18 protein-coding genes are annotated in these 19809 nt (G+C 65.4%); 14 read left to right on the top strand and 4 right to left on the bottom strand.

Going from position 1 to position 19809, the window contains the following annotated elements; genetic code table 11:
- Positions 1-337 precede the first annotated feature (337 nt).
- Entirely contained in the window at positions 338-1993 is a 1656-nt protein-coding gene (locus GGR40_RS16910; protein WP_429277426.1) for a GMC family oxidoreductase, read from the bottom strand.
- 124 nt (positions 1994-2117) lie between these two features.
- On the opposite strand from GGR40_RS16910, the gene GGR40_RS16915 reads away from it, so the two are divergent.
- From GGR40_RS16915 to GGR40_RS16965, 11 genes are all read left to right on the top strand, one after another.
- Positions 2118-2516, top strand: a complete 399-nt coding sequence (locus tag GGR40_RS16915) for a Zn-ribbon domain-containing OB-fold protein (RefSeq protein WP_429277427.1) — start codon at positions 2118-2120, stop codon at positions 2514-2516.
- Complete coding sequence (locus tag GGR40_RS16920; RefSeq protein ID WP_429277428.1) at positions 2513-3688, top strand: thiolase family protein; 1176 nt, start codon at positions 2513-2515, stop codon at positions 3686-3688. The genes GGR40_RS16915 and GGR40_RS16920 overlap by 4 nt, the downstream gene beginning before the upstream one ends.
- Positions 3688-4896, top strand: a complete 1209-nt coding sequence (locus tag GGR40_RS16925; RefSeq protein ID WP_429277429.1) for an acyl-CoA dehydrogenase family protein — start codon at positions 3688-3690, stop codon at positions 4894-4896. Before GGR40_RS16920 ends, GGR40_RS16925 begins: the two co-directional genes overlap by 1 nt.
- A 37-nt stretch (positions 4897-4933) precedes the next feature.
- Positions 4934-5923 carry a thiamine pyrophosphate-dependent dehydrogenase E1 component subunit alpha gene (locus GGR40_RS16930; protein ID WP_429277430.1) on the top strand — a complete coding sequence of 330 codons (990 nt, stop codon included), beginning with the start codon at positions 4934-4936 and terminating at the stop codon, positions 5921-5923.
- Between the two features lie 16 nt (positions 5924-5939).
- Positions 5940-6953 carry an alpha-ketoacid dehydrogenase subunit beta gene (locus tag GGR40_RS16935; protein WP_429277431.1) on the top strand — a complete coding sequence of 338 codons (1014 nt, stop codon included), beginning with the start codon at positions 5940-5942 and terminating at the stop codon, positions 6951-6953.
- Positions 6954-6965: 12 nt separating this feature from the next.
- Complete coding sequence (locus GGR40_RS16940; RefSeq protein WP_429277432.1) at positions 6966-8393, top strand: 2-oxo acid dehydrogenase subunit E2; 1428 nt, start codon at positions 6966-6968, stop codon at positions 8391-8393.
- A gap of 24 nt (positions 8394-8417) precedes the next feature.
- Complete coding sequence (locus GGR40_RS16945) at positions 8418-8978, top strand: VOC family protein (protein WP_429277433.1); 561 nt, start codon at positions 8418-8420, stop codon at positions 8976-8978.
- Complete coding sequence (locus tag GGR40_RS16950; RefSeq protein ID WP_429277434.1) at positions 8978-10207, top strand: acyl-CoA dehydrogenase family protein; 1230 nt, start codon at positions 8978-8980, stop codon at positions 10205-10207. The genes GGR40_RS16945 and GGR40_RS16950 overlap by 1 nt, the downstream gene beginning before the upstream one ends.
- Positions 10204-11283 carry a phosphotransferase gene (locus GGR40_RS16955; protein WP_429277435.1) on the top strand — a complete coding sequence of 360 codons (1080 nt, stop codon included), beginning with the start codon at positions 10204-10206 and terminating at the stop codon, positions 11281-11283. The genes GGR40_RS16950 and GGR40_RS16955 overlap by 4 nt, the downstream gene beginning before the upstream one ends.
- Positions 11284-11463: 180 nt before the next feature.
- Entirely contained in the window at positions 11464-11808 is a 345-nt protein-coding gene (rpoZ, locus tag GGR40_RS16960; protein ID WP_429277436.1) for a DNA-directed RNA polymerase subunit omega, read from the top strand.
- A gap of 166 nt (positions 11809-11974) precedes the next feature.
- A complete protein-coding gene (locus GGR40_RS16965; RefSeq protein ID WP_429277494.1) occupies positions 11975-12700 on the top strand; it encodes a ParA family protein in 726 nt (241 codons plus the stop codon).
- Positions 12701-12998: 298 nt separating this feature from the next.
- Here the strand turns inward: GGR40_RS16965 and ftsH are convergent, their stop codons facing one another.
- Positions 12999-14927, bottom strand: coding sequence for an ATP-dependent zinc metalloprotease FtsH (gene ftsH / locus GGR40_RS16970; protein WP_429277437.1), 1929 nt, complete (start codon positions 14925-14927; stop codon positions 12999-13001).
- Between the two features lie 121 nt (positions 14928-15048).
- The gene (locus tag GGR40_RS16975; RefSeq protein WP_429277438.1) at positions 15049-16095 is read right to left on the bottom strand and encodes a sensor histidine kinase; all 1047 of its coding nucleotides are present in this window, start codon (positions 16093-16095) and stop codon (positions 15049-15051) included.
- 147 nt (positions 16096-16242) lie between these two features.
- On the opposite strand from GGR40_RS16975, the gene GGR40_RS16980 reads away from it, so the two are divergent.
- Entirely contained in the window at positions 16243-17409 is a 1167-nt protein-coding gene (locus GGR40_RS16980; protein ID WP_429277439.1) for an aminotransferase, read from the top strand.
- Between the two features lie 20 nt (positions 17410-17429).
- The gene (locus GGR40_RS16985) at positions 17430-17906 is read left to right on the top strand and encodes a GNAT family N-acetyltransferase (RefSeq protein WP_429277440.1); all 477 of its coding nucleotides are present in this window, start codon (positions 17430-17432) and stop codon (positions 17904-17906) included.
- Positions 17907-17997: 91 nt separating this feature from the next.
- Here the strand turns inward: GGR40_RS16985 and GGR40_RS16990 are convergent, their stop codons facing one another.
- Positions 17998-18924, bottom strand: coding sequence for a phosphatase PAP2 family protein (locus tag GGR40_RS16990; RefSeq protein WP_429277441.1), 927 nt, complete (start codon positions 18922-18924; stop codon positions 17998-18000).
- 400 nt (positions 18925-19324) lie between these two features.
- On the opposite strand from GGR40_RS16990, the gene GGR40_RS16995 reads away from it, so the two are divergent.
- Complete coding sequence (locus tag GGR40_RS16995; protein ID WP_429277442.1) at positions 19325-19807, top strand: UPF0262 family protein; 483 nt, start codon at positions 19325-19327, stop codon at positions 19805-19807.
- Positions 19808-19809: the final 2 nt, after the last annotated feature.

Genomic DNA, 19809 nt, shown 5'->3' on the forward strand with positions numbered 1-19809 from the left:
GCGAAAACCCATCACGAGGCTTGACCGGCAGAACCGGCAAGCCTTTATTTTTACATGCAATTCCATAGCTGTTGAAGAAACCGCGCTCAGGACTTCGTCACTTCGAAGTCACGGTGGACGAAGTGTGTCTGCGCTATTTCACAATCCTCTTTCCCAAGCCGAATTTCTTGTTACACTCGGCCTACAAAATAAGAGAGGGATGTCTATGGAACGCAAGATGCACACTGCCGTGCTGTTCAAGCTGCTCGTTATCTTTGCCGCATTCGCCGCGCTGTTTGCGCCAGTGCGTTACTGGATCCTCGATTCCGTAGGTTTTTGAGTTGTCGGGGTCGGAGCATCATCCGGCCCCCTGATCCCGATCCTCCAGCATCAGTTTCGCGCCGCGCAGGCCCAGCGCCATTGCAGGCGCATTGGTGTTGCCGGTGACGTGCCACGGCATCACCGAGCAGTCCGCCACGCGTACGCCCTGCACGCCGTTCACGCGCAGGCGCGGATCGACGACGGCCTGCGGATCGCTGCCCATCCGGCATGACCGGATCGCGTGCAGGCCGCAGCTGGACAGGCGGCGGAACATGGCGAGAATCTCTTCGTCGCTGTCGATGGCGGCACCGGGCACCAGTTCCTCCCCCACCATGGTGTCCAGCGGCGCGGCCCGCACGTAGGCGCGCATGGCGCGGACCAGCGCGATGGCGGATTGCCGGTCATGCTCCGTCGAGAGGAAGTTGTGCAGGATGTCGGGCGCATCCCCTGATGCCGGGCCAGTGGCGCGCACGCTGCTTTCGCTGGTGAGGCGCAGCAACTGGCCATAGATCGTGACGCCCGGTTTCGGGTCGATCTTGTCGAGCGGCACCGGATCCTTGTCGTCACCGACCTTGAAGGTGTAGCCGCCGAGGTAGAACTGCGCGTCGGTGCGTCCGTCGGGATGGGCCACGTTGCAGAAGGCGCCGACCTCGAACGGGCCGGTGGCCAGCACGCCGTCGCCGCGCAGCAAATAGCGCAGCATCGCCAAAGCAGCGCCGATGCCAAAGAAGCTTCGGTTGGTGCCCTTGCCGCGGTCCAGCCGGAACGGGATCGACAGCGACAGGTGCTCTATCATCTTCTCGCCGACGTCGGGCGAATGGGCCACCAGCGGGATCCCCGCCGCAGCAAGGCGTGCAGCATCGCCGATGCCCGATCGTTGCAGCAGCAGCGGACTTTCCATCGCACCGGCGCTGATGATGATCTCGCCTGCGCAGTCGAACCGGCGCGGGCTACCGTTCACCGTCGCTTCGATCCCGGTCGCGCGGGTGCCGTCGAAGACGATCCGTTCCGCCGTCACCCCGGTCAGCACCGTGACGTTGGCCCTCTTGCGGGCAACGGCAAGATAGGTCCGCGCGGACGAATCGCGTTTACCTTTGCGGATGTTGTGGCTGTAATAACCGACGCGCGGGCCGGGCGTGCCGTTGAGGTCGTTCACCCGGCGCAGGCCCTGCGATTCGCCCGCCTCGATCATGCGTTCGGCCAGAGGATACGTGTAGCAGGCCGGGTTCACCCGCACGAGGCCGCCGCTGCCGCGCATCGGTCCGGGGCCGGCGGCGTGGTCTTCCAGTTCAAGGAACGCCTCGGTCATGCTGCGCCCATTCCAGCCGGTGGCCCCGGCCTCGGTTTCCCACGCATCGTAGTCCGCCGGTTCGCCCCGGCTCCAGATCATGCCGTTGATGGAGGACGATCCGCCCAGCCCCTTGCCGCGTATCCAGACCTCTCCGGCGCCGGGATCGTTGGCGCCCGGATCACGCGGCTGGGCGACGTGGTAGGCCCACATGTGTTCCGGCTTCTTGACCAGCTTGGCAACGCCCTTGGGCAGGGTGACCCAGAAGCTGTCGTTCTCGCCGCCGGCTTCCAGCACGAGCACGGTGGAGCGGCCATCGGCGCTGAGCCTCTCGGCCATGACGCATCCCGCGCTGCCAGCGCCGACGATGATGTAGTCCCAGGGGCCGGAATTGTCGTTGTGCATGGTTCGTCTCTCCCGCCCGCATGGGTCGCACGAACTAGCGCAATGGCTATCCTATCGTTTTGGTGAGTCACAAATGCTGCGGCGACCGGCTTAAATCGATTCTGCAATGAGGAGCGGGAGAGAGATGAGAGCGATAGCCGCAGGCCTGTTCACCGAAGAGACGCCGCCGCGTCTGATCGGTGGGACGGACCGGGAAACCGGCCGGATCGTCTTCCCCTGTCCTGCGTCCGATCGGTTCACACCGGTGCCGCTGGCGAGCGAGGGGACGCTGTGGTCCTACACCGTCCAGCGCTTTCGCCCGAAGACGCCGCCCTATGCCGGGCCTGAGGCGTTCGAGCCGTGGGTGGTCGCCTATGTGGAACTGCCGGGACAGGTGATCGTCGAGGCGCGCCTGAACGATGTTGCGTTCGAGGATGTCGCCGTCGGCATGCCGGTGCGTTTCGCGCCTTCTGCGCTGGACCCGCATGACCCCGAAAGCCCGCTGATCCCGGCCTATGTGCCTGCAGCAAGGGGTGCAGCATGAGCGGCGACGTGTGCATCGTGGGCATCGGCATCCACCGCTTCGGGCGCACCGATGGCGCGTCCGGCGTCGATCAGGGCACGTTCGCCGTGCGGCAGGCGCTGGCCGATGCCGGGGTAGAATGGCCGCAGGTCCAGTTTGCCTATGGCAGTTCCGATGCTGCGGGGAATCCCGATACGATGGTGGATCGGCTGGGCCTTACCGGGGTTCAGTTCATCAACGTGCGCAACGGTTGCGCGGCGGGCGGATCGGCGCTGTTCTCGGCACAGATGGCGATCAAGTCGGGTGAGTTCGACCTTGGCATCGCGGTCGGCTTCGACAAGCATCCGCGCGGGGCGTTCAACGCGCTGCCATCGGAATACAACCTGCCCGACTGGTACGGCGAAGTGGGCCAGATGGTCACCACGCAGTTCTTCGCGGCCAAGATCATGCGCTACATGAGCCTGTTCGGCATTTCGCAAAGGACGCTGGGGCTGGTCGCGGAAAAGGCGTTCCGCAACGCCGTCCATGCACCGCATGCATGGCGCCGCCAGCCGGTGCCGCTGGACGAAATCCTCGACGCCCCGCTCATCAGCGATCCCTATACCAAGTACATGTTCTGCTCTCCGGCGGAGGGCGGCGTGGCGCTGGTGCTGGCCAGCGAGAAGAAGGCGCGCGAACTGGGCAAACCGCTGATCCGGCTGAAGGCCGCGACCATGCGCACCCGCCCGCCGCATAGCTTCGAGGTGTTCGCGCCCAGCGTGGACGTGATGGCCGACGACACCGGGCCGCGCCCCACCGCATCGCGCATCGCGTCCGCCGATGCCTTTCGCCTTGCGGGCATCGGGCCGGACGACATCGACGTCGCGCAGCTTCAGGACACCGAGGCGGGCGCGGAGATCATGCACATGGCCGAGAACGGGTTCTGCGCCGATGGCGAGCAGGAGCAGTGGCTGGCCGAAGGGCGCACGCAGATCGACGGCGCCTTGCCGGTGAACACCGATGGCGGCTGCCTTGCCTGCGGAGAGCCGATCGGCGCTTCGGGCCTGCGGCAGGTCTACGAGAACGTCGTGCAATTGCGGGGCGACGGCGGCGGGCGGCAGGTGCCCGGCCATGACGGGCGAGGGCCAAGGACGGCCTACAGCCACGTCTACGGTGCCCCCGGCGTCTCCGCCGTCACCATTATGGAACGCTGATGGATATAGACCTTTCCCCTGCAGATGCCGCGTTCCGCGAAGAAGTTCGCAACTTCCTGCGCGATCATCTGCCCGCCGAAGTAAAAGACGGCGCGGCGGCGACCCCGTCGGTCTTCGTCGAGCCGGAGATTGGGCAGGCGTGGAACGCGGTGCTCCATGCCAAGGGCTGGCTGGGCTATCAGTGGCCCGTGGAACATGGCGGCACCGGCTGGACCCCGCTGCAGCGCTACCTGTTCGAGAAGGAGTGCGCTGCGGCAGGCGCGCCGAACCTGACCGTGCTGGGCCTGAAGCTGCTGGCCCCGGTCATCTACAACTTCGGCACCGAGGCGCAGAAGGCGCAAGTACTGCCGCGCATCCTTTCGGGCGAGGATTACTGGTGTCAGGGCTTTTCCGAGCCGGGCGCCGGGTCCGACCTTGCCAGCCTGAAGACCCGCGCCGTGCGGGAGGGCGACCACTACCGCGTAACTGGCTCCAAGATCTGGACCACTCACGCGCATCACGCCAACCGCATGTTCACACTGGTCCGCACGAATACGGAGGTGAAGAAGCAGGCCGGCATCTCGTTCCTGCTGATCGACCTTGCCAGCCCGGGCGTGTCGGTGCGCCCGATCCTGACCAATGCGGGCGACCATGAAGTCAACCAGGTGTTCCTGGAGGACGTGCTGGTGCCTGCCGAAAACCTCGTCGGCGGCGAGGGTGACGGCTGGACGATCGCCAAGTTCCTGCTCGAAAACGAACGCGGCGGTTCTTGCCATGCGCCCAAGCTGGGCTACGATCTGGACCAGATCGAGCAGGCGGCACGGCAGGAGAGCGATGGAAAAGGCGGGATTCTTGCCGAACAGATCGACTGGCGCCGCCGGGTGGCGAGGGCGCGGCTGGCAGTCAACGCGCTGGAGATGATCGAACTGAAGATCATCTCCGAAATCGCCAAGGGCCGCAAACCCGGCCCGCAGACTTCGCTGACTAAGCTGCTCGCGTCCAATTTGCGGCAGGAGATCGATCTTCTGGCAGTGGACTTGTACGGCCCCGCCGGGCTGCAGCTTGAAACCGCGCGTCCGCTCTATGGCGACAATGCGCCCACCGCAGTTCATTCGCGCGCAGCGCAGGTGGCCTCGGCGCGCTATCTCAACAGCCGCGCCTGGACGATCTTCGGCGGCACCAACGAAGTGCAGAGCACCATCATCGCCAGATCGGTACTGGGCCTGTGATTGCACATATCAACACCAAACCCGAGAGGAACCCCCGATGCAGCTGAACCGCGAGGCGCTGACCCGCGCCTACCGGCAGATGAAGCTGATCCGCGAATTCGAGGAACGGCTTCACGAGGAAATCCAGACCGGAGAGATCGCGGGCTTCACGCACCTCTACTGCGGGCAGGAAGCAGTGGCGGTGGGCGTGTGCGAACACCTGACCGAACGGGACAAGATCGTCTCCACCCATCGCGGCCACGGGCACTGCCTGGCCAAGGGCTGCGACGTGGAGGGGATGATGAAGGAGATCTGGGGCAGTCAGGAGGGCCTTTGCAACGGCAAGGGCGGCTCCATGCACATCGCCGACATCGACAAGGGCATGCTGGGCGCCAACGGCATCGTCGGCGCGGGCGCGCCGATCGCGGTGGGCGCGGCGATCTCCTCCAAGATCGACGGCCCCGACGCCGACGGCAAGCTGGCCGTCTCCATCGCCTTTTCCGGTGATGGCGCCTGCAACCAGGGCACCACGTTCGAGGCGATGAACCTCGCCGTCGTCACCAAAGCGCCGGCGATCTTCGTGTTCGAGAACAATCACTACTCCGAACACACCGGCGTCGATTACGCGGTCGGCACTGCGCGCGACATCGCCAGCCGTGCCGAGGCGTTCGGGATGAAGGTCTGGCGCGCGGACGGCACCGATTTCTTCGCCGTCTACGATACCTTCCGCGAAGTGCTGGAATATGTCCGCGCCCCCGGCAACGGCCCGGCAGCAGTGGAATTCGATACGGAGCGCTTCTTCGGCCACTTCGAAGGCGACCCGCAGCGCTATCGCGGCGAGGGGGAACTGGATCGCCTGCGCGCCGAGCGGGACTGCATCACAATCTTCCGCAGGAGCGTGACCGGCGCCGCGCTGCTGGACGATGCCGCGCTCGACACGATCGACACGGACGCCCTGAAAGCGATCGAGGATGCCGTGGCGGCTTCACGCGCAGCGGCGCGCCCCGCGCCCGAGAACGTCCTCGACAACGTCTACATCAGCTACTGACGGCAGGAGCGAACCCATGGCAAAGATGATGTATCGCGACGCCATCCGTAACACGATCTTCCAGGAAATGCAGCGCGACAGCCGCGTCGTCGTCCTTGGCGAGGACGTCGCGGGGGGCATGGGCACGGCGGGCGGACCGGAGGCCATCGGCGGCATCTGGTCCACCTCTACCGGGTTCTACGACGCCTTCGGACCCGACCGCGTGATCGACACCCCGATCAGCGAAAGCGCCATCATGGGCGCGGCGGGCGGACTGGCGCTGGCTGGCAAGCGGCCCGTGGCAGAGATCATGTTCGCCGACTTCATCGGCGTGTGCATGGACCAGCTGTGGAACCAGATCGCCAAGTTCCGCTACATGTTCGGCGGCAAGTCGGTTTGCCCGGCGGTGATCCGCATGCCCTGCGGCGCGGGGTACAATGCCGCCGCCCAGCACAGCCAGATGATCAGCCAGTTCGTGACCGGGATGCCGGGGATCAAGGTGGTCATGCCGGCCACCCCCGCCGACGCCTGCGGCCTGCTGCGGCAGGCGATCCGCGACGACGATCCGGTGGTGTTCCTTGAGCACAAGTTCCTGTACGGCATGACCGGCGAAGTGCCTGACGATCCGGATTTCACGATCCCCTTCGGCCACGCCCGCCTAGCGCGCGCCGGGCAGGACGTGACGATCGTGGCCAGCGGCATGATGGTCGGCTATGCCGAAACCGCCGCCGACGATCTGGCGCAGGACGGCATCGGCTGCGACGTGATCGACCTGCGCACCACGTCGCCGCTGGACGAGGAGGCGATCCTCGATTCGGTGGAAGTGACGGGCCGCGCCGTCATCGTCGACGAAGCGCCCCCGCGCTGCTCGCTGGCGACCGACATAGCGGCGCTGGTGGCGCAGAAGGCCTTTGCCAGCCTGCGCGCGCCGATTGAGATGGTCACCCCGCCGCACACCCCCGTGCCGTTCGCCCGCGAACTCGAAAGCGCGTACCTGCCCAGCCCCGCAAAGATCGCGGCGGCCGTGCGCAAGACGCTTTCATACCGGTGAGGAGGCCCTGACATGAGCCGCATCCGCGCCTTCACGATGCCGAAGTGGGGCATCGAAATGACCGAAGGCACCATCGCCGACTGGACCGTGAAGGAGGGCGAGAGCTTCCGCCGCGGCCAGACGCTATGCCTGATCGAAACCGCCAAGATCACCAACGAGGTCGAGGCCGAATACGACGCCACCGTGCGCCGCATCATCGTGCCCGGCGGGTCGGAGGCCGAGCCGGTCGGCGCGCTGCTGGCGGTGTTCGATGAAGGGTCGCACTCCGAGGAAGAGATCGACGCGTTCGTCGCCGCATTCCGCCCCGCCGAGGGTGGGATCGCCAAGGGTGCCGAAAAGACGAAGGCCGCGCCCGAACCCGTCGCCGTCGCTTCGGTCGCCGAGAAGCCTCGCACCCGGATCGACACCAACCGCCCCATCAGCCCCGAGGCCCTGCGTCTTGCCGAGGAAGAGGGCGTGGACGTCGCCGTCATCGAAGGCTCTGGCCGGGGCGGGCGCATCACGCATCAGGACGTGGTCAAGGCTTTGCGCGGAGCGGCCACGGACGCCCCGCGGGGCGCTTTGCCGGTGGAGTTGGAGGATCTCAAGATCTTCGCGTCTCCGCTGGCGCGCCGGATCGCTGCCCTGCATGGCCTGTCGTTGCAGGGCGTGACCGGCACCGGCCCGCGTGGGCGCATATCCAAGGCGGACGTGCTGGCGCTGGTCCCGAAACCCGCAGCCGGCGGCATCGGCGCGCCCGCTTTCGTTGCAGGTGAAAACCGGCCCGAGATCGTGCCCTTCGACCGCATCCGCAAGATCGTGGCGCAGCGGCTGACGCAGGCCAAGCAGGAAATCCCGCACTTCTACCTGCGCACATCGGCCCGCGCCGACGCCCTGCTTGAGATGCGCCGGACAGCGAACCTGGTGCTGGGCAGCAAGGCCTCTGTCAACGACTGGATCGTCAAGGCCAGCGCCGTCGCTCTGGCCCGGCACCCGGACGTGAACGTGCAGGTGCACGGGGCCGAGATTCACCGCTTTCCCCACGCCGACGTTGCCATCGCCGTCGCCAGCCCCAAGGGTCTGGTCACGCCGGTGGTGCGTCAGGCAGACCTTATGCGGATCGACCAGCTGGCAGCAGAAACCCGCCGCCTGATCGACAAGGCGCAGGCCGGCAAGCTGGGCATGGAAGACATGGAGGGCGGCACATTCTCAGTCTCGAACCTTGGCATGTTCGGGATCGAGAACTTCGACGCGATCATCAACCCCCCGCAGGGCGCGATCCTGGCCGTGGGCGCCGCCGCCCGCGTGCCGGTGGAGTGCCCCGGCGGCGTCGCCTTCGAGACACGCCTGTCGCTGACCCTCTCGGTCGATCACCGCGCCATCGACGGGGCTGCGGGCGCGCAGTTCCTGCAAACGCTCAAGGGCCTGATCGAAGCGCCCGAGGGATTGTTCGGGGCCTGACTGGACAAGAAAAAGGATAAGAGAATGACCGCAGAGGCTGCCCAACCCGACCTCAGGCCCGGCCCGCTCAAGCGACTGGGCGACGTGATCCAGCTGGCCTATTTCCCGACCGACTTCGATGCCACGCTGAAATACTGGATCGAGACAGTGGGCGTCGGCCCGTTCTTCGTGCTCAACGACGTGCGGCTGGACGACATGAAATACAAGGGCCAGCCCACCGATGCCACCTTCACCATGGCGATCGGGTACTGGGGCGACATTCAGATAGAGCTGATCCGCACCGACAGCGATGCGCCCTCGCTCTACTCCGGCGAATACGCCGTGCGCGACCGGCTGCACCACGTCTGCGTTTTCGTCGAATCCATCGCGGAGGCCCGCCGCGCCTGCGCCGAAGCGGGCGCCGAGGTGATCGTCGAGGGCAAGGTCGGCGCGGATGGCGAAGTGATCTACGTCGATCCCGGCCAAGGGCCGGGCCATGTCATCGAATACCTTCAGCCGCTGTCCGGCACCGAAGGCCTGTTCCAGATGATGAAGGACGCCGCCCGTGACTGGGACGGTTCCGATCCGATCAGGGTGCTGCAGTGATGACCGAGATTTCCCGATACGCGCGCGACATGGCCGACCGGGTCGAGGCCTTCGTGCGCGAAAAGGTCGTGCCGTTCGAAAGCGACCCGCGCCGCGACCATCATGGCGCGCCGACCGACGAACTGCTGATGGACCTGCGCGCCATGGCCCGCGAAGCCGGCGTGCTGACCCCGCACATCAAGGCGGACGGTTCGCACCTGACCCAGCGTGAGACGGCTGTGGTGCTGATCCGTTCGGGCCTGTCGCCGCTCGGGCCGCTGGCCTGCAACACCATGGCGCCTGACGAGGGCAACATGTACCTCATCGGCCATGTCGGCTCGCCCGCCCTGAAGGAGCGGTTCCTGAAGCCGCTGGTGGAGGGCAGGGGCCGCTCCGCCTTCTTCATGACCGAACCCGCCGAGTGGGGCGGCGCCGGGTCCGACCCCTCGATGATGAAGACCACCTGCCGCAGGGACGGCGACCACTGGGTCATCAACGGGCGCAAGACTTTCATCACCGGCGCGCAGGGGGCGATGGTGGGCATCGTCATGGCGGCGTCGGCAGAGGAGGACACCAAAGGCGGCGCCTGCATGTTCCTGGTGGACCTGCCCGACGACGCCATCCGCATCGACGAGGTTCCCGACACCATCGACAGCTCGATGCCCGGCGGCCACGCCACCCTGACCATCGACAACCTGCGGGTGCCCGCCAGCCAGATGCTGGGCAGCCCCGGAGAAGGGTTCAAGTATGCGCAGGTCCGCCTGTCCCCGGCGCGCCTGTCGCACTGCATGCGCTGGTTGGGCACCTGCATGCGCGCGCACGAAATCGCCAGCGACTATGCCTGCCGCCGCCATGCCTTCGGCAAGCAATTGATAGAGCACGAAGGCGTCGGCTTCATGCTGGCCGAGAACGAAATCCTCATCAAACAGTGCGAACTGATGATCGACTGGTGCGCAGGCGTACTGGATACCGGATCGCTGGGCACGGTCGAAAGCTCGATGGCGAAAGTTTCGGTGTCCGAAGCCCTGATGAAGATCGCCGACAACTGCGTGCAGGTGATGGGCGGCACCGGCGTCACCGAACGGACCATCGTGGAGCAGGCCTTCCGAGAAGTGCGCGCCTTCCGCATCTATGACGGCCCCACCGAAGTCCACAAATGGAGCCTAGCCAAGAAAATCCGCCGCGACTGGCGCAAGGCGCAGGAGGCGAAAGCGCAAACCGGGGCGCAAACGGAAAGCCAGCCGGCATGAGCGACGTTGCCGAGGCCAATTCCGGCACCACCGCCGTGCGCGAAGGCTATGCCTTCGATGAGGCGGCGCTGACGGCATGGCTTGAGGCCAACGTCGCTGGGTTCGCGGGGCCGCTGACGATCGAACAGTTCCGGGGCGGTCAGTCGAACCCGACCTACAAGCTGGTGACCCCGTCGCGCAGTTACGTGCTGCGCCGCAAGCCGCCGGGCCAGTTGCTGAAGGGCGCCCATGCCGTGGAGCGCGAGGCGCGGGTGCTGACCGCTCTGCACGGCGCCGGGTTCCCGGTCGCCCGCGTCCATGCCCTGTGCGAGGATGACAGCGTCATCGGCACATGGTTCTACGTCATGGACATGGTGGAGGGTCGCATCTTCTGGGACGCTGCCGTGCCGGGCGTGTCCCATGCGGAACGCGCCGCCATCTACGATGCGATGAACGCCACGATCGCGCAGCTCCATTCGCTCGATCCGCAGGCGATCGGCCTTGGCGACTACGGGCGGCCCGGCAATTACTTCGCGCGTCAGGTGGGCCGCTGGTCGAAGCAGTATTTCGAGGACGAGGCCGCCGGTCGCAACGACGACATGGACGCCGTGATCGCCTGGCTGGAAGCCGAAATGCCCGCGGACGACGGCGCCTCCAGCGTGATCCACGGCGACTTCCGCATCGACAACATGATATTCCACCCCACGCAGCCGCGCGTGCTGGCGGTGCTGGACTGGGAACTGTCGACGCTGGGTCATCCGTTGGCCGATTTCGCCTACCACGCGATGATGTACCACATGCCGCCGCACATCGTGGCGGGGCTTGGTGGCACCGACATCGCTGCGCTGGGCATCCCGACCGAGCAGGACTACATCGCCGCCTACTGCCGTCGGACCGGGCGCGACGGGCTGCCGGACTATCGTTACACCATGGCGTTCAACTTCTTCCGGCTGGCAGCAATCTTCCACGGCATCAAGGGCCGCGTCATCCGGGGCACTGCCGCCAACGCCCAGGCGAGAGAACGGGCGGAGGCCTTCCCGGAACTGGCCCGGCTTGCCCTGTCCTTTGCGCAGGCCGCTCCGACATCCCGCACCTGATCACGGATTGCCGGCCGTGAACCACTAGTTCGGGGCAAGGCGCGGAGGCTTCGCAAGGGTCTGCGCTGCGCCTGTCGAAGCCCTCGCAGCCGACTGCCTACGCATTTTCTTGACTTTCGCGCTAGTGGAACCTAATTCCCGGCCTTTCCGATCCCTTTAGATTCTTTACCGGGAGTGCCCATGGCGCGCGTTACTGTCGAAGATTGCGTCGACAAGATCCCCAACCGCTTCGACCTCGTCCTCCTCGCCGCCCAGCGCGCGCGTGAGATTTCGGGCGGCGCGGAACTGACCATCGAGCGCGATCGCGACAAGAATCCCGTCGTGGCCCTGCGTGAAATCGCAGAGCAGAGCGTCGTGCCCAAGATCCTCAAGGAAACCCTCGTCACCTCGATGCAGCGCGTGCTGCCGGACGACGACGACGAGATGGACGAAATCGGTTCGCTCAGCCAGTCGGCCGAAGCCCTGCGCATCACTGCCTCGGCTCCGACCCGCAACACTTCGCTGGGCGGCGATTACGACGGTTGACGTCTGGCGTTGACTGTCGCGGCGCGGCAGGCAACGGTAAGGCGTGGCTGCAAAATCGAAACTACCGCGTATTATCGGATTGACCGGAGGGGCGCCCAAGCGGGCCGCCCCTCCGTCTGCGTCTGGAGAAGCTCCCGAACAGGCGCAAAGGCAGTCCGGCGCGACTATCGCGATCTACAGCGTCAAGGGCGGCGTCGGTAAGACGACTTTCGCCGCCAATCTGGCCTGGTGTTCGGCGCAGCAGGCGGGGCACTCCACGCTGCTGTGGGATCTCGACGCGGCGGGTGGTTCGGCCTTCCTCTACGGCCTTGAGCCCAGCGAAACCCGGCTTGCCGAAGAGGTTTTCGCCCGCGAACGATCGCCCGCGCGGCTGATCCAGCCCTCGGGGTTTGATCGACTGGACGTGCTTCCGGCAGATGAATCGATCCGAGCATTGGATGCGCAGCTGGTGCGCCTTGGCAAACGCCGACGGCTGGCGAAGCTGACCGAGGAACTCTCTGCCGACTACGCCCGCATCGTGCTGGACTGCCCGCCCGTCATGAACGAACTATCGGCCCAGGTCGTGCGCGCGGCAGATCTGGTCATCGTGCCGTTGCCTCCTTCGCCCCTGTCCGCCCGTGCCTTCGACCTCGTGGTTCGAGAAATTGCGGGCAACACCAAGCGGCATCCGCCGATCCTGCCCGTGCTCTCGATGCTGGACCTGCGCCGGACGCTGCATCGTCAGGCGCAGGAGGCGAACCCCAACTGGCCGGCGATTCCCTATGCCAGCGCGGTGGAGCAATGCGCCGTCCAGCGCAAGCCGGCAGGCGCCCTTGCGCCGCAAAGCCCGGCCGCGCAGGCGTTCGAACGGCTGTGGGGCGCGATCGACAAGAAGCTGGCCCAGCCGCGCTGAGGGTGTTTCGATGAGATGGTCAGCGCGCCAGGAGGCTGCGCCTGCGGTGACGTCGCTATTCCGCGCTCCTAAGGTTGCCGCCACGACGATTGGCAAGGCGATTCATCTATCGGGCAGTCTCGCGATCGCCGCATGATGCACGCCGTGTGCCCTGACGTTGGCTGCCCCCCACACTTCTTCGGAGGGGCTCCGCCCCCCGATTAAGCGCGGGGAGGAATGCGGGACGCAAAGGGGGCGTCAGACCTGCGCCTGACGCCCCCTCCTGCATTCTCCACTTGGGAGAACTCTTCAGTCCCGTTCAGGCTCCCTGCGGGGCGTGGCCCGAGAAGCGGCGGCCTGCCTTCGGAATGGCAGAGCCCGACAGAGGACGCGGCGCGGACGGGCCGCGGATGTCCGACGGACGATCGATCTTGCCGGTTTCGAGCAGTTGCTTGATCTCGTCGCCCGAGAGCGTCTCGTACTCCAGCATGGCCTGCGCCAAGGCTTCCAGCGCCTCGGCCTGATCCTTCAGAATCTGCGTGGCGCGGGCATGGGCATTGTCCACCAGAGCGCGAATCTCGCTGTCGATCAGCTTGTTCGTTTCGCTGGAACCCATCGTGCGCTGGGTGCCGCCCATGCCGAGGTAGCCTTCCTGACTGTCCTCGTACTGGATCGGCCCAAGCTTGTCGGACATGCCCCACTTGGTAACCATCGAGCGCGCCAGACTGGTGGCGTACTGAATGTCCGAGGAGGCACCGGACGATACCTTGTCGTAGCCGAAGATCAGCTCTTCTGCCACGCGGCCACCCATGGCGACCGAGAGGTTGGCCAGCATCTTGTCGCGGTGGTACGAATAGCTGTCCCGTTCCGGCAGGCGCATGACCATACCCAGCGCGCGACCGCGCGGAATGATGGTGGCCTTGTGGATCGGGTCTGATGCGGCTTCGTTCAGCGAGACGATGGCGTGACCGGCTTCGTGATAGGCGGTCATCTTCTTCTCGTCGTCGGTCATCACCATGGAGCGGCGTTCCGCGCCCATCATGACCTTGTCCTTGGCGTCCTCGAACTCCTGCATGGCGACCAGCCGCTTGTTGCGGCGCGCGGCGAGCAGGGCAGCCTCGTTCACGAGGTTGGCGAGGTCGGCGCCGGAGAAGCCGGGCGTACCGCGCGCGATCACGCGCGGGTTGACGTCAGGCGCCAGCGGCACCTTCTTCATGTGCACGGCCAGGATCTTCTCGCGGCCGTCGATGTCGGGCACGGGCACCACGACCTGGCGGTCGAAGCGGCCGGGACGCAGCAGCGCGGGGTCCAGCACGTCGGGGCGGTTGGTCGCCGCGATGATGATGATGCCCTCGTTCGCCTCGAAGCCGTCCATCTCGACCAGCAGCTGGTTGAGGGTCTGTTCGCGTTCGTCGTTCGAGTTGCCGAGGCCATGGCCGCGATGGCGACCGACGGCATCGATTTCGTCGATGAAGACGATGCACGGCGCGTTCTTCTTCGCCTGTTCGAACATGTCGCGCACACGGCTGGCGCCGACGCCGACGAACATCTCGACGAAGTCGGAGCCCGAGATCGTGAAGAACGGCACGCCCGCCTCGCCGGCGATGGCGCGGGCGAGCAGGGTCTTGCCGGTACCGGGCGAGCCGACCAGCAGCGCGCCCTTGGGAATCTGGCCGCCGAGCTTGGAGAAGCGGCTGGGATCACGCAGGAACTCGACGATTTCCTCCAGCTCCTCACGCGCTTCGTCGATGCCGGCGACATCGTCGAAGGTGACGCGCCCCGACCGTTCGGTCAGCAGCTTGGCCTTCGACTTGCCGAAGCCCATCGCGCCCGAGCCGCCGCCCTTCTGGACCTGCCGCAGCGCGAAGAACGCGATGCCGACGATCAGCACGAAGGGCAGGGTCTGCGCCAGGATGTAGAGCAGCAGGCTGCCCTGTTCGGCTTCCTTGCCGGAATACTTGACGTCGTTCTGCGACAGCAGCTGCGTCAGCGAAGTGTCGCCAGGGACGGGGACGGTCGAGAAACTGTCTCCGTTCTTGAGCTTTCCGTCGATGCGGGTGTCGGCAATCTCCACCGAGGCGACGCTGCCTTCGGCGACCTTTGCGCGGAAGTCCGAATAGGGGATCGCCGGACCGCTAGTGGCGCGCGATCCGAACATCGACACCACCATCAGGAGCGCGAGGAAGATGCCGCCCCATACGAGCAGGCTCTTGACCCAGGGGTTGCCGTTGGGCTGGTCGTCGTTCATTTTGCGGGAATCCGTCCTTTCGCACGTCAATGTAAGCGCATGGGGCTGAATCACAAGCGGGGCGGGCGATCACCGCGATCGTTTTGGCGCGATATTCGACGCAACCGCCCTTGAACGTGCGTCAGTGAATGTCAGACAACCGCGCAAGCGGCAGGCGCAGGGTCATGCAGGCGCCCGATTCGCGACCTTCCAGCGCGATCTCGCCGTCCAACTGGCGGCTCAGTACGCGCGAGATCCGCAGGCCCAGACTGTCCGCCTCAGCCGGGACGAAGCCGGGGGCGAGGCCTGCGCCGTCGTCCTCGACCTGCAGCAGCATGACGTCGCCATCCCGGGCGAGGCGCACGACGATGGCACCGCTGTGCCGCCCGGCGAAACCGTGCTCAAGAGCGTTGGCGACGGCCTCCGTCACGATGAGCGCGACCGGCACGGCGCTGTCGGGGCGCAAGGTGATGCCGGGCGCCGCGTCGATCGTGCAGGTGATGCCGGGCCGTGCGCTGCTGGCCATCGTCTTGGCGCAGACTTCGCGGAGGAAATCGTCAAGCGACACCAGTTCCCCGTCATGGCGGTAAAGCTGTCGCTGAATGTCGCCGATCACCTGAAGCCGGGCGGAAGCGTCCGACAGAGCGCGGCGAGCGGCGGGTTCGGTCAGCCCGCGCATCTGCAGCGCAATCACCGCGCCGACCATCTGCAGGTTGTTGCCCACGCGGTGCTGCATTTCCTGGAACAGCAGTTCGGCACGCTCGGCCAGATGGCGGCGCTCCTCTGCCAGGGCGCGCACTTCCTCGCGCGCGGCGTGAAGGCGCGCGTTGGCCGACTGCATGAAGTGGACGAGCGCGATGTCGGTGGTGACCACGGCCGTGTAGAACACCATTGCCGTCAGGGTGCCCGCGTCGGTTCCGAACGCCATCCGCGGCGGGATGAATACGTACCATGCAAAAAGCCCGCAGATCACTGCTGCAAGCGTGCCGGGGCGTGGCCCGAACAGGAAAGAGCTGAGGATTACCGCCGGAAAGAAGGTGAGGAACGGATAACCGGGCGGGAACGCCGCATCGAGCGTCCAGCGCAGCCACAAGGCGAAGAGGCACAGCCCCGCCGTCGTCGCATACTGCACCGCCGGCCGTTCGGGCAGCAGGGGCAGGCGTTCGGTAAAGCGACTCAGTCTGGACAACGCTTCACCTCGATCGACTTGCTGCGACGCGCGCCTCCCCGCAGTATCGCATGAAACAGACGCGTGAAAGCGGCGGCGGTTCCGGTGCGTGCAAAACCCCTCTGCGTGCCCTACCTAGGAGGGCCGCTTATCCGGAGCACCGTTGCAATGACCCCTGGCCGCATCCATCCCGTCTACGCGAACATGGGCGCCACCGTGTTCGAGCGCATGTCCGCCCTTGCGCGCGAGACGGGGGCGATCAACCTGGGACAGGGCTTTCCCGATACGACGCCGCCGCCGGAACTGCTGGAAGCGGGTGTGAGGGCGCTGCGCGACCGGTCGAGCCAGTATCCGCCCAGCGGCGGGCTGCCGCAACTGCGCGAGGCGGTGTGCGCGCATTATGACCGCACGCAGGGGCTGGCGCTGTCGCCGGGCGAAGTCACTGTCACGTCCGGCGCCACCGAGGCGATTGCCGCTGCCGTGCTGGCGCTGGTTTCGGCGGGGGACGAGGTGATCCTGTTCCAGCCCGCCTACGATGCCTATGCGCCGCTAGTGCGCCGGGCCGGGGGCATTCCGGTGTCCATCGGCCTGCAGCCGCCCGCTTTTCGCTACGACGGCGCAGCGCTGGAGGCGGCAGTCACGCCGCGAACGCGGGCGATCATCCTCAACGACCCGCTGAACCCTGCAGGAACCGTGGCGAGCGTACCGGAACTGGAAGCCATCGCGCGGATCTGTGTGGCGCACGATCTTGCTGCGATCTGCGACGAGGTGTGGGAGCAGGTGCGCTTCGATGGCGGGCCCCACCGCTCGCTGATGGCCTTTGAAGGCATGGCCGAACGCACGGTGAAGATCGGTTCGGCCGGCAAGATCTTCGGGCTCACCGGGTGGAAGATCGGCTGGACCGTCGCACGCGGTGAACTGGCGCAGGCGCTTGGCCGGGTACACCAGTTCCTGACCTTCACCAGCGCCGTGCCGCTGCAATGGGCGGTGGCCGAAGGGCTGGCGATGGCCCACGTGCTTAACGGCCTGCAGAGCCAATGGGCGGCATCGCGCGCCCGGTTGCGGACAGGGCTGGAAGGCGCCGGACTGGCGGTGCTGCCCAATGCGGCGACGTGGTTTCTCTGCGCCGACCTTGCCGCATCGGGAGTGCCGCTGGATGACGCCGCCTTTGCCGAACGGGCCCTGCGCGAGGCGGGCGTGGCGACGGTGCCGGTCAGCGCGCTCTACGAAGGCAGAGGCGTGCCGAGCCACATCGTGCGGCTGTGCTTCACCAAGTCCGATGCGATGCTGGATCAGGCGACGGAGCGGCTGGGCACATGGGTGCAGTCACTGTGAGCGCCTTTGGATGGCGGGCGATGCAGCCAACTGACATCGATGGGGTCGTGCAGGTGGCGGCGGCCTGCTTTCCCGATCATTTCGAAAACCGCGCGTGCTTCGAGGAGCGGCTGGCGCTCTATCCCGGCGGCTGCTTCGTTCTGGGGCGGGGCGATGCGGTGAAGGGCTATCTCATCGCGTACCCGTGGCCCTTCGGCGCCATCCCGCCGCTCAACACACTCCTCGGCGCGCTGCCGGACGCACGCGATGCGTTCTACCTCCATGACCTCGCCCTCCACCCCGAAGCCCGCGGCGGCGGCCACGCGCGCCCCGCACTGGAGCGCCTGGCCGCCGCCTTGCGGGAAGCGGGTGCGACACGCATCGCGCTGGTATCGGTCAACGATTCACTGGCGTTCTGGCAAGGCATGGGCTTTGCGCCCGTCGCCGCCGATGACGTGCTGAGCGCGAAGCTGGCGAGTTACGGCGAAGGCGCAAGGTACATGGTGCGCGTGCTGTGATGCGTTGCCGGCGGCGCTTTCGGCAGATGCATTTAGGATCGACTTGATCGCTCTGATGATGGTGGAGCGCGAAACTGCGATTCTCCAGCGCTCATGTGGCATGAATGGTCACCACATCGTCCATAGGCGGCGTTCGGTGGAAGAACGTGCGTACCGTGCAAAGCGCCGCCACGGCGACAAGTGACCCGCCTAGAATGTCGACGAAATAATGCCCGCCAATCGGGATGGCAGAGATGGACAAGAGGGTCGCGACAAATATCGTGATCGGGCGTGAAGCTGCAAAGGGCCATAAAGCCCATGCAAAGATGATGGCCATTGTAGCGTGGAAGCTTGGGAAGGTAATGATGCCGCCGAGGTCTTGCAGATCGATGGCGGTCAAAGAACCGTCCGTGATGCCCTGGATTATTCGATCAAAATGATCGGCGTTCGCCGGGCGGCTTCCATCATTGTAATAGACAAACGCCGCGCGTGCAGGGAAGAAGAAAGATACGAGTACTGTGATCGTGAGGGATACGCCAAAGGCTGTCATGAAGAAATAAAGGCGCTCAAACATCTCTTTGATACAAAGTACGCCGATGATTATTGGTGGAAAAGCAATATGTGTGAAGTACGCCGCTGACAAGGTAACGAGTAATGCGGGGTGGCTTGTCACCCACTCTCTCACGCCAAGCCAATCGAACCCGATGAAACGGTCGGCTTCATGAAGCACGCCGTCTTTGAAATCGATAGAATGTTTCATCGAGACATAGCTCGCTACGGCGCCCACCATTCCAATAATCGTGAACAGCAGCAGCATGTTGAGGAACCGGAGTGCGAATTTCAGAACCGGATGATCGTTCGCACGCCTGCGTGCTGAAAGAATGGAAAAAAGACCGTAGAAGCCCACTGTAAGTAATGAGTTACGGGTGAAACTGAAGCCGGACAACGCAGCAGACGAAGCCACCAGGACGCATCCGCTGACGACAGCGAGCCAGAGCCGCTTTTCGGTGCCATCCAGATCTCGTCCGTTCTTATACATAGCGCTAAGTACCGACCCGTGGTTAACGCATTGCTCCCGATTTCTCGGAGCGGGACTGCCGGTGTGGGCCAGGCCTCACAATCGAGAGCCTCGTTTTTGCGCATGCAGCAATAATCTTTCGTGACGACGATTTTGACGCGGTTCCAGAAGGGCGGCGTCCATTGTGCAGACAGTGAACGCGCCGGATTTTCGGTCAGATGCGTCAGTGGCGCTCTAAACCCGATAGCGCTTTCCTACACCTGCGGTGCCCGGTATCCTCGCGTCGGGTCTTTCTCATCGTCGCGCCGAAGACGGCTTGTTCAGTTTCATACATGGGCCTGCGCGCATGTATTTCATCAACTTGGGCCAGTCGAAGCCCACTTGCCCGCCCCCGCTGCTAGCGCGTAAAGGGCAGGGTGCAATGGCCGATCCGCGTATCTCCCACATCGAACTCGACGATGCGACCATCCTGTGGCGCAATGCCGACATCGAACAGGAACGGCGCATCGCCATCTTCGACCTTATAGAAGACAACGTCTTCAATCCCTTGCGCTCGTCGAAGGCCGGCCATGGCGGGCCGTATCATGTGCGGCTGTCGGTGCAGGACGGGCGGCTTTCGCTGGCGATCGCGGCGGAAGACGGCTCGGAACTGGAGACGCTGGTGCTGGGTCTGGCCCGTTTCCGCCGGCCGATCCGCGAATATTTCGCCATTTGCGAAAGTTACTATCAGGCGATTCGCAAGGCGACCGCGCAGGAGATCGAGACCATCGACATGGCCCGCCGCGCCATCCACAACGAAGCGTCCGAACTGCTGATCGAACGGCTTGCCGGCAAGGTCGAGACGGATCACCCTACCGCCCGGCGGCTGTTCACGCTGATCTGCGTCCTGCACATCCGCGGCTGAGG

This window comes from Novosphingobium gossypii (genome assembly GCF_050433305.1).
Taxonomy (GTDB): Bacteria; Pseudomonadota; Alphaproteobacteria; order Sphingomonadales; family Sphingomonadaceae; genus Novosphingobium; species Novosphingobium gossypii.